Origin of the sequence: Corynebacterium sp. HMSC074C03, from assembly GCF_001838285.1 — a bacterium.
GTDB classification, from domain to species: domain Bacteria; phylum Actinomycetota; class Actinomycetes; order Mycobacteriales; family Mycobacteriaceae; genus Corynebacterium; species Corynebacterium amycolatum.
The window spans coordinates 139,552-149,515 of sequence record NZ_KV836254.1 but is presented as its reverse complement, the minus strand read 5'-3'; the positions used below and the strand labels follow the sequence as shown (position 1 = coordinate 149,515).

The 9,964-nt window shown below is 56.3% G+C and carries 9 protein-coding genes and 4 tRNA genes; 10 read left to right on the top strand and 3 right to left on the bottom strand.

Annotation, left to right across the window (positions count from 1 at the left end):
• Positions 1 to 54: 54 nt before the first annotated feature.
• The 3 genes from HMPREF2847_RS09770 to HMPREF2847_RS09760 form a co-directional block, all read right to left on the bottom strand.
• Positions 55 to 129: transfer RNA gene (locus HMPREF2847_RS09770), tRNA-Val, on the bottom strand.
• Positions 130 to 160: 31 nt separating this feature from the next.
• A tRNA-Cys gene (locus HMPREF2847_RS09765) sits at positions 161 to 231 on the bottom strand.
• Between the two features lie 66 nt (positions 232 to 297).
• Positions 298 to 370, bottom strand: a tRNA-Gly gene (locus tag HMPREF2847_RS09760).
• A 361-nt stretch (positions 371 to 731) separates the two neighbouring features.
• Here HMPREF2847_RS09760 and HMPREF2847_RS09755 point away from each other — a divergent pair.
• The 10 genes from HMPREF2847_RS09755 to HMPREF2847_RS09710 all read left to right on the top strand — a co-directional run bounded on the left by HMPREF2847_RS09755 (position 732) and on the right by HMPREF2847_RS09710 (position 9,959).
• Positions 732 to 806 (top strand) — tRNA-Val (locus HMPREF2847_RS09755).
• Positions 807 to 991: 185 nt separating this feature from the next.
• Positions 992 to 1,582 (top strand): copper resistance CopC family protein, encoded by a 591-nt coding sequence (locus HMPREF2847_RS09750; RefSeq protein WP_070852292.1) that lies wholly within the window; start codon positions 992 to 994, stop codon positions 1,580 to 1,582.
• A 4-nt stretch (positions 1,583 to 1,586) separates the two neighbouring features.
• Complete coding sequence (locus tag HMPREF2847_RS09745) at positions 1,587 to 2,195, top strand: copper chaperone PCu(A)C (RefSeq protein WP_070852291.1); 609 nt, start codon at positions 1,587 to 1,589, stop codon at positions 2,193 to 2,195.
• A 286-nt stretch (positions 2,196 to 2,481) separates the two neighbouring features.
• Complete coding sequence (locus tag HMPREF2847_RS09740; protein ID WP_070852290.1) at positions 2,482 to 3,708, top strand: Dyp-type peroxidase; 1,227 nt, start codon at positions 2,482 to 2,484, stop codon at positions 3,706 to 3,708.
• Between the two features lie 159 nt (positions 3,709 to 3,867).
• The gene (gene thrS / locus HMPREF2847_RS09735) at positions 3,868 to 5,862 is read left to right on the top strand and encodes a threonine--tRNA ligase (protein WP_222866798.1); all 1,995 of its coding nucleotides are present in this window, start codon (positions 3,868 to 3,870) and stop codon (positions 5,860 to 5,862) included.
• Positions 5,863 to 6,012: 150 nt separating this feature from the next.
• Positions 6,013 to 6,648 carry an ATP adenylyltransferase gene (locus HMPREF2847_RS09730; protein ID WP_042388668.1) on the top strand — a complete coding sequence of 212 codons (636 nt, stop codon included), beginning with the start codon at positions 6,013 to 6,015 and terminating at the stop codon, positions 6,646 to 6,648.
• The gene (gene pgsA, locus HMPREF2847_RS09725) at positions 6,642 to 7,343 is read left to right on the top strand and encodes a phosphatidylinositol phosphate synthase (RefSeq protein WP_049173006.1); all 702 of its coding nucleotides are present in this window, start codon (positions 6,642 to 6,644) and stop codon (positions 7,341 to 7,343) included. Before HMPREF2847_RS09730 ends, pgsA begins: the two co-directional genes overlap by 7 nt.
• Before the next feature lie 11 nt (positions 7,344 to 7,354).
• Complete coding sequence (locus HMPREF2847_RS09720; protein WP_070852288.1) at positions 7,355 to 8,257, top strand: phosphatidylinositol mannoside acyltransferase; 903 nt, start codon at positions 7,355 to 7,357, stop codon at positions 8,255 to 8,257.
• A 2-nt stretch (positions 8,258 to 8,259) separates the two neighbouring features.
• On the top strand, positions 8,260 to 9,402 hold the full coding sequence (locus HMPREF2847_RS09715) for a glycosyltransferase family 4 protein (protein ID WP_070852287.1): 1,143 nt from the start codon (positions 8,260 to 8,262) through the stop codon (positions 9,400 to 9,402).
• Between the two features lie 53 nt (positions 9,403 to 9,455).
• Positions 9,456 to 9,959, top strand: a complete 504-nt coding sequence (locus HMPREF2847_RS09710; RefSeq protein ID WP_016422677.1) for a hypothetical protein — start codon at positions 9,456 to 9,458, stop codon at positions 9,957 to 9,959.
• Positions 9,960 to 9,964: the final 5 nt, after the last annotated feature.

Sequence of the window (9,964 nt, the reverse complement as noted above, 5' to 3'; positions counted from 1 at the left end):
ATGCGCTACCAGCTGCGCTACATCCGCAAATACGCTCGCCCGTGAGGGCTTACGTGGTGCGCGATACTGGGATTGAACCAGTGACCTCTTCCGTGTCAGGGAAGCGCTCTCCCGCTGAGCTAAACGCGCATTACATCGAAACCTAAAGGAATCTCTGCTGAGGTGGAAACGGGAATCGAACCCGTGTACACGGCTTTGCAGGCCGTTGCCTCGCCACTCGGCCATTCCACCGTGAGGCTGCCGCCTCAGTGGTTGCCTCGAAGTTATACCATAGGGGCCAACCTCTTGGGAAACCAGAGCGGATGACGGGACTCGAACCCGCGACCCTAACCTTGGCAAGGTTATGCGCTACCAGCTGCGCTACATCCGCATTGCGTTGCAAGGATGGGCGAAAACGATAATCTCATTTGCTCCCTTGCGGTGCGAAAGATACTTTAGCGTGATTGAGGGATTGATTACAAATTACCAGGTGAGCATCTGTATTGTGCCTGTGGGGATTGGGCTAAAGGCGGATCTTTGACGCCTCTGAATCGCAACTATGTCATTTATTCACTTTCGCGGGTTTGTTCCTGGGCGGCTATCGAGTCGCTAGCGGCATGCAATCCCATAGGAGGGGTAAGAAATCTTCGAGCTGCGGAATCGCAAACGCAAAGAAACTCAATTAGGGAAATTCCCAAAACGCGTGCTAACTTATTCCGCAGAGCAGCAAAGGCATAATGCTTTTCTGTCCGAGTCCCATAGCTCAGTGGAAGAGCGTTCCGTTCACACCGGAAAGGTCGCTGGTTCGAACCCAGTTGGGACTACCATTTAAAACCCCGGTCGACGCATCGTATAAAAACGGCGCGGCCGGGGTTTTGCTGTGTGACCTGAACTATATTCGTCCCTCTCGGGAACTTTTCTGGACTACCATCCGACAATAGGTATAAGGGCAGCGGTCAGACTACTGCTGTTCTTCTCGAACTGTCCCGCTTAAAGGAGTTGAACTGTTCTAGTGAGTCCCCGGGTCGCTTCAGGCGAAACGTTTCGGTTCTCAAAGTCGGGTTTCCGGCGTGCAGTAGCCGCCGCTGCGGCGCTTGTAGTCTTTGCCGGCGCGTCCGTTATCAATGCAGCCCCTGCGAGTGCTCATGATTCCGTCCTGTCATCGAATCCAGGCGACAAGCAGGTTCTCGATGAATTTCCGCACCACGTTTCTCTCAAGTTCTCCGGCAACCCCAAGAACAATTTCAACACCGTTGCAATTAGTGATGCAGATGCCAAGGAAGTCCTGTACTCCCACGAGCCAGAGGTAGTAGGTAATGAGGTCTCTTTGGATATCCCTGAGGATATTAATCCAGGCCCTGGTAACTACATCATTGGTTTCCAGATCACGTCCTCGGATGGCCACTCCACTCGGGGTAAGACCACTTTCTCAGTGGCTGATCCGGATGCTGCTGGCGCAGCCGAAGCTGGGGCAGAATCTCGTCAGACCGGTGCGCACGCCGAGGAAACGAAGTCAATACCGCTATGGGCTTATGGCCTCGGTGGTGGACTCATCGTCATCATCGCCGCTGTCGTCATCGTTATTAATCGAAAGGCAAAATAGACACATGAAGCTCAATCGCACTGCAACTGCACTGATCGCTGGTTCCGCAGCCCTGACCCTTGCTCTGGCAGGATGCTCGTCCGACGATAACACTGCTGCTGAAGTGACTGAGTCCGCAACCTCCGCTGCGACCGAAGCTACCTCTCAGATGGAGAAGAGCGATGCTGCTGTGCAGCTGGCCGATGCCTACATCAAGGAAAAGCCGGCTGACAAGGGCATGACCGCCATCTTCGGTACGCTGACCAACAACACCGATAGGGACATCAAGGTTTCCTCCTTCAAGCTTGAGGGGCTGAAGGAAGGCACGAAGTTCGAGCAGCACGACACCAAGGACGGCAAGATGTTCGAGGTGCCGGAAGGTTTGACGATTCCGGCTAATGGCGAACTCGTTCTCGAACCGGGTAGCACTCACTTCATGATTATGGACAATGATGAAGCTATGGATGTGGGAGCTGAGTACAAGCTCGTCATTGAGCTTTCCGACGGCTCTAGCATCACCCAGGACGTTGAGGTTCGTGTCCAGCCGGCGGGCGAAGAGGACTACGGTAATGACGGTGACCTGAACAACCCAGAGCATATGGGCGGCGGTGAGATGGATCACTCGCACCACTAATTCTTGTGACAAGTTGGTCAAGCAATGGCTCGTCGTAAAGCGGGCGTGAGCTCAGGTACGTCGAGGAATTGATTAACTGAATCTAATGGTGACAGAAGCGCTGGAGTTGGCAGGTTATTGCAGCATATGCAACGAACTCCGGCGCTTTTCTTTTTCCGAAAAAGGTTTTCGATACGGTCGAATTGGATAGGCCAGTGGTTGCGTTGAAGCCATTGAAAAATCGGCGGATTTCCAGCCACCTCATGGGCTCCAGTTTGAAGTAATCAGAAAGGTAAGAGTGCACAACATGTCCAAAGGCTTTTCCAGAAGGCGTTTTCTTGGCGGGCTCGGCACCGCCGCAGGAGCCTCAGCGCTCGCCCTGGGGGCGCCGGAAGCCCAGGCGATTGGGTTGGAACGTCCACAGGAAGAGCCGCCGAAACCGCCTTTGCAGACAGCAACCGTACCTTTTGATGGGGCTCATCAGGCGGGGATCGCGACGCCCGCACAGGCGAATCTATGGCTAATAGCCTTCAACGTAAAGAAGGGGGTTAATCGCAATCGTCTCCAAAACCTCATGCGTGCCTGGACCGATGACGCTCGCCGAATGACAGCCGGCAAGGCTACTCGAACGGACTTGGAGCCTGAGCTCATGGGGAGCCCGGCCAATCTGACTATCACAGTTGGATATGGGGAAAACTTCTTCACAATCATCGATAGGGAAGACCAGAAGCCCGAGTGGCTGGAGGATCTGCCAAAGTACGTTAACGATGAGCTCCGCCCGGAGTGGAACGGTGGAGACCTGTGCCTGCAGATTTGTGCGGATGACCCGGTAATGGTCTCCCATGCGGCCCGAATGATGATCCGAAATGCGGGCTCTTATTTGGACGTCCATTGGGTGCAAGTTGGCTTCCAGCACGCCAATGGTTCTAGGCAGGAAGGCGAGACCCCGCGCAATCTCTTCGGCCAGAAGGACGGTACGGTCAACCCACGCACTCGTGAAGAATTCGACAAGCAGGTCTGGATTGATAGTGGTCCTGACTGGTTGCGGGGCGGTACAGCGATGGTTGTCCGCCGTATCGAAATGGATATTCCAGGCTGGGACGTTTTGGACCGCGAAAGCCGCTCCGTTATTACGGGCAGAGATATCGGTACCGGCGCGCCAATAGGCGGTAAGGACGAATTTGAGACCGTCGACCTGGCGAAGACTGATGAATATGGTCTGCCTCTGACGGATCCGAACAGCCATGTCGCACTGTCAATGCCTCCGAAGGAGAAACCCAATCAGCGGATTCTTCGACGGGTCTACAATTACGACCTGCCGCCGGAACCGAATGGTCGATTCGAGACCAACACCGGCCTGGTATTCATTTGTTTCCAGAAGGACCCGTTGGAGCAATTCGATCCGATTCAGGAGCGGCTGTCAAAGAACGACCGTCTCAATCAGTGGATTTTCCACATTGGATCCGCTGTGTTTGTCATGCCGCGAGGAACTTCTGAGGAGGAGTACTGGGCGCAGGACCTTTTCGAGGCCTGAGTTTTGGCTGTGCGGTAAAGTGTGTGAACGACTGACGAAGGTCACCAGGTATGTGATTTTCGAAGACACTTTGAAAAGGAGTACACGCACGCCGTGTCAGAAGAATTTGCAACCCCAGCACCGTTTTCCGTGCCCGCAGGAGTTTCTGCGGGCGAGGCGATGAGAGACTTGGGTTTCCCGAACAGGGGCGTTGACGCCATCGTTTGTGTCCGCGACCCTGAAGGCAATTTGAAGGATTTGTCCTTTAAGCCAGAAGTGGAAACCGTCTTCGAGCCCGTTCCGGCGAATACTCCGGACGGTCGTGATGTCATTCGCCACTCTGCGACTCACGTGATGGCTCAGGCCGTGCAGTTGGAGTTCCCTGGGACGAAGCTGGGCATTGGCCCTGCCATCGACAATGGTTTCTACTACGACTTCCGTGTTGATGAGCCTTTCTCGCCGGAGGATCTCAAGCGCATCGAAAAGCGTATGAAGAAGATCATCAAGTCTGGCCAGCGGTTCGAACGCTTCGCGTTCGAGTCTGCTGATGAGGCGCAGGAAGCGCTTGCCGACGAGCCGTACAAGCTCGAGCTGATTGTTGAAAAGTCGGCCGGCAAGGTGTCCGAAGATGATGAGGCCAATGTCGACGTCGGTGGTGCAGGCATGACCTTGACCGGCTACCGCAACATCAATCCGCGTACCGGTGAGACCGAGTGGTTTGATCTTTGCCGCGGCCCGCACGTGCCGACCACCCGCTACATCCCTGCTTTTAAGATCACCCGTTCTTCCGCTGCGTACTGGCGGGGTGACCAGTCTCGCGATAACTTGCAGCGTGTTTACGGCACTGCGTGGGAGTCCAAGGAAGCGCTAGACGAGTACCTTGACCGCATGCTCGAGGCTGAGAAGCGCGATCACCGCCGCTTGGGCTCCGAGCTGGATCTGTTCAGCTTCCCAGATGAGATTGGTTCTGGTTTCCCGGTATTCCATGTCAAGGGCGGCATCATCCGCAACGAGATGGAGCAGCATTCCCGTCGCCGTCATATCGAAGCGGGCTATGACTTTGTGAACACCCCGCACGTAACCAAGGGCGACTTGTTCAAGAAGTCCGGTCACCTGGACTTCTACGCGGATGGCATGTTCCCGCCAATGCAGCTCGACGGCGAATATGACGAACACGGCAACTGCACCAAGGCTCCGCAGGACTACTACGTCAAGCCGATGAACTGCCCGATGCACAATCTCATTTTCGCATCGCGTGGTCGCAGCTACCGTGAACTTCCGATTCGTATGTTCGAGTTCGGCACCGTCTACCGCTATGAGAAATCGGGTGTTATCCACGGTCTGACCCGAGCCCGTGGCTTCACGCAGGACGACGCCCACATCTACTGCACCGAGGATCAGCTGGAAGAAGAGCTCACTAACGTCCTCGACTTCATTATTTCGCTTCTTCGTGACTACGGCCTGGATGACTTCTACCTGGAGCTGTCTACGAAGGACGAAAAGAAGTTCGTCGGCTCGGATGAAATTTGGGAGAAGTCCACGGCAATTCTCCAGCGTGTTGCCGATGCTTCTGGCCTCGAGCTCGTTCCTGATCCGGGCGGAGCCGCTTTCTATGGTCCGAAGATTTCCGTCCAAGCCCGCGATGCCATCGGCCGTACCTGGCAGATGTCGACCGTTCAGCTCGACTTCAACCTGCCGGAGCGCTTCGAGCTCGAGTACACCGCACCTGACGGCACCAAGAAGCGCCCGATTATGATTCACCGTGCGCTGTTCGGCTCCATCGAACGTTTCTTTGGCGTCCTATTGGAGCACTACGCGGGTGCTTTCCCGGCCTGGCTGGCTCCGGAACAGGTTGTTGGTATCCCGGTTGCGGATGACTGTATCCCGCACCTGGAGGACTTTGCTGCACAGCTGAAGTCTCGTGGCATCCGCGTCCACGTGGATACGTCGGATGACCGCATGCAGAAGAAGATTCGCAACCACACCCAGGCCAAGGTTCCGTTCATGATTCTGGCTGGTGCCCGCGACATTGAGGCAGGTGCCGTCAGCTTCCGGTTCCTCGATGGCACCCAGATTAACGGGGTGGCAGTTGAGAAGGCTGTGGACATCATCTGTGATTGGGTTGCTTCGCGGAATAACGAACAGCCGAACAAGGAGAATGTCTCTGCTCTCTAGAGGTCGCTAACGCTCTCTAATTCGACCGTGTTGTTTTAACTGGTGAACCACGCGTGGTAATCCAAAGAAGTTGACCGCGAGGTCGTAAACTACAGCAGAGAAACATATGTGGTCGGGGCTCGAATGGGGCCCGGCCACGCAACGAAGGGGATGGCAGTGAATCAGTCGGGAAGTGAAGAGTTGCCTCCGCAACAGCAGGGCAATGCCGGCCAGCAGGAATCGTCTGATGGCGTATACGTCGACAGCGGTTACGGCGAACCGGATCGGCTCACGCGCTTATGGGCACCGTACCGGCTGGACTACATTGTCAAGCGTGGTGTGCATAACTCCAAGCCATCCCGTAACCCCTTCGTTGATTTGCCGAAGCAAAGCGATGAGGAAGCACTCATTATCGCTCGCGGCGAGTGGGTGTACGCCGTTTTGAATCTGTTCCCGTACAACCCAGGGCACCTCATGGTGGTTCCATATCGCGAAGTTGCCAACCTTGAGGACTTGACCGACGAAGAAACGGCCGAGATGATGCGGTTTGCCAAGCATGCGGTTCGTACACTCAAATCGGTTTCGCGTCCGCACGCCGTCAACGTAGGTTTCAACTTGGGCAAGGCCTCCGGCGGTTCGGTTGCTGACCACCTGCACATGCACGTTGTGCCGCGCTGGTCCGGCGACAGCAATTTCATGACCGTGATTGACGGCACCAAGGTGTTACCGCAGGCGCTTCGTCAGACGCGCGAATTGCTTGCCGACGGCTGGCGTGCCCTCAATCAGGAGGATGGGGCAGCATGCTGAGTGTCCGTGGCAGGGCTCCAATCCGCCCAGTAGTTGAACCGGTAGCCGCTGCACTTTTGCGGGTCGGGATTAGCCCGAACACGGTCACTCTGGTGGGAACTGCAGTTTCCGTTCTGCTTGCGGTAATCCTGATTCCTACCAACCATCTTTTTGCAGCTGCGGTTTCAATCGCTATTTTCACAGCTTTTGACCTGCTCGATGGCACGATGGCCAGACTTCGAGGGCAGGGAACGAAATACGGAGCGACGCTCGATGCTTCCTGTGACCGCATTACTGATGCTGCACTGTTCGGGGCGATAGCGTATTGGGTGGTGTATCACCATGACGCGGATCCAGTGCTGCTTATTCTGACACTGATTACCATGGGGTCTTCCCAGGTCATTTCCTACGTTAAGGCTCGGGCAGAGGCCAGCGCCCTTAAGGTCAACGGTGGTCTCGTCGAACGTGCGGAGCGCCTGATTATCGGCCTAATCGGCATTGGGCTCCAGGGGCTTGGCGTGGACTATGCCCTCTACGTCGCGATGTGGCTCCTGGCGATTGGGTCGGTATTCACCGTCGTCCAGCGCTTGTACATGGTGGCTAAGCAGCCAGGAGCGTTGGATCCCATCGCCCCGCCAGAAGGCGCAGCTGATAGTTCATCTATTAACCCCGACTCTGCTCCGAAGTCCACGGGTTCGGCTGATTCCAACAACTAAAGGAGGATACAATGACTAGTTTCTTCCTGCCTCGCTCTAAAGATGATTTCGTTGCGCTCGGCTATATGGCCGGGTGGAAGATTTTTGGTCTGCTGCCGGAAAGCGTGGCCTACCGTATCGGCAACATAGCCGCCGATCGTGTAGCAGCAAATCCCGCGACTACCCGCCAGCTTCGCAAGAACTTGGCTCGCGTTATGGGCTGTCCACCTGAGGAAGTGCCGCAAGGTCTTATTCGGGCTTCCATGCGCTCCTATCTACGTTATTGGGTGGAGGCATTCCGGTTGCCCTCCATCGCGTCGCCCGAGTTGGCAGACACGGTCGAGTCCACCAGCGATGGGCTCGAACGAGTTGCTGAGGCCCTCGAGGCAGGAGATTCCATCGTCATCCCACTGCCGCATTCTGGTAATTGGGATATGGCAGGTATGTGGCTCGTTTCCCGGCATGGCCGGTTCAGTACCGTGGCGGAACGGCTGAAGCCAGAGGTGCTTTACGACGCTTTCGTGGGGTACCGCGAATCCCTCGGATTCCGTATTCTCCCGCTTACCGGTGGAAAACCCGCGATGCCGGAACTGCAGAAGCGATTGGAAGACGGTGGCGTTGTGTGCCTGCTGTCTGATCGTGACTTCGGCGGCCACGGGGTCCCGGTCACTTTTTTCGGCGAGCAGACTACCATGCCGGTCGGTGCAGCAAAGCTGGCACTGGATACTGGCGCTCGGCTTATGCCCGCGGGCCTGTCCTACACGCGCGATGGCTGGCGTTTTGTAGCGCATCCATTCGTGCCGACTGAGGGGCGCAATCTAGCTGACATTGTCCAGGACATCGCTACTGTTTTTGAATCTGATATTGCCCAGCATCCAGCGGATTGGCACATGATGCAGCCACTGTGGCCAGCGGATAAGAAGAGGTCAAAGTAGCCGTGCGAATCGGAATGGTGTGCCCGTACTCGTTCGATGTCCCAGGCGGTGTTCAAGCTCACGCGATTGACTTGTGTGAGGAGTTCATCCGTCGCGGCCACGAGGTCAGTCTTATCGGCCCAGCTAGCGCGCAGGCGGACGTGCCGGATTTCGTTGTTCGAGGTGGTGCCGCCATCCCGATTCCATACAACGGCTCGGTCGCGCGGCTGTCTTTTGGTCCCCGCACCAGCCGTCGAGTCCGCACGTGGATTGAGGAGGGTAGCTTTGACATCCTTCATATCCATGAGCCGAATTCGCCCAGTTTTTCAATGCTGTCCTTAGTGAACTCGGTCGGTCCAATTGTCGCGACCTATCACTCTGCGGCGACGGACTCCCTGGCATTGAAGTTGGCCACGCCATTTTTGCGGAAATACCTTGAACGCATTCGGGGAGGTATCGCTGTCTCCGAAGTGGCTCGTCGCTGGCAGGTTGAGCAACTCGGCGGTGACCCGGTTCTCATTCCCAACGGTGTCCGTGTTGGAGATTTCGAGTCCTGTCCGGCCGCCTCATCGTTGCCCGAGATCCCGCCGCGGCGTGAGGGGTTCTATCGGCTTGTGTTCCTCGGACGCTTCGACGAATCCCGCAAGGGCTTTGACGTTCTGCTCGACGCGTTGCCGGCAATATGTGCGGAGATTCCACAGCTTGAGGTCTGTGTTGTTGGTGATGGTGATGTCGCAGCAGCACGTCGTAAAGCGGGCAGAAACGCAGATGTCCTGCATTTCGTCGGCAGACTGTCGGAGGACGCTAAGGCGTCAATCCTCGCCGATGCGGATGCGTACATTGCCCCGCAGCGTGGTGGGGAGAGTTTCGGCATCGTGCTGGTAGAGGCGATGGCGGCGGGTGCGCCGGTGATCTCCAGCGACATCGATGCGTTCAAACTCGTGCTTGACGACGGCCATTACGGGCTCCACTTTGAAAACGGTAACTGTTCAGACCTTGCGGATGCAGTCGTACGCCTTTTGAGACAGCCAAAGTTGGGGGAGGAGCTTCGCGCACTCGGGCATAAACGGGCTTGGGAGTATGACTGGTCGCAGGTCGCCGATGGCGTTTTGCGTGTGTACGATACGGTGCGCATGGATGGCGAAAAAGTCGTCATTGCGCCATAGAGATTTCCGTCGTGGCAACTGATTAAAAGCAGCGGAGTGAAAGTGGGTTTTCGGTGGACGTAACCGTTCCAATCTGGGTCGTTGTCCTGGTCATTGCGCTGATTGTCGTGCTTGTTAGCGGTTTGGTGGCTTCATCGACAGCGACGCGTTTGAACCGTATGCACATTCGCACGGACTTGGCGCGTTCCTCACTGGAAGCAGCATTGGGGCGAAGGGCCGCAGTTGCTCGTGCCGCCTACCCGGAGCTCGCCGGCGTAGTGACAAAGGTGGAAGCCACACCACTTCGAGCCAACAACACTGGGCAGCGCGCAGACGTGGAAAACGAACTGACTAGGAAAATTGTGGCGCTCTATGAGGAGCAACCTGTGGACCGGACGATGGCAATTGAGCTTTCTGACGCACACACGCGGCTCGAGCTCGCCCGCCGTTTCTACAATGATGCGGTGACGGATACGAAAGCACTGCGAGCCAGGCCGCTAGTGCGCGCGCTGCGGCTGGCGGGCACTGCACCTGAACCGGAATATTTCGATGTTGCAGACGGACTGACAACGGCTTAATTGTG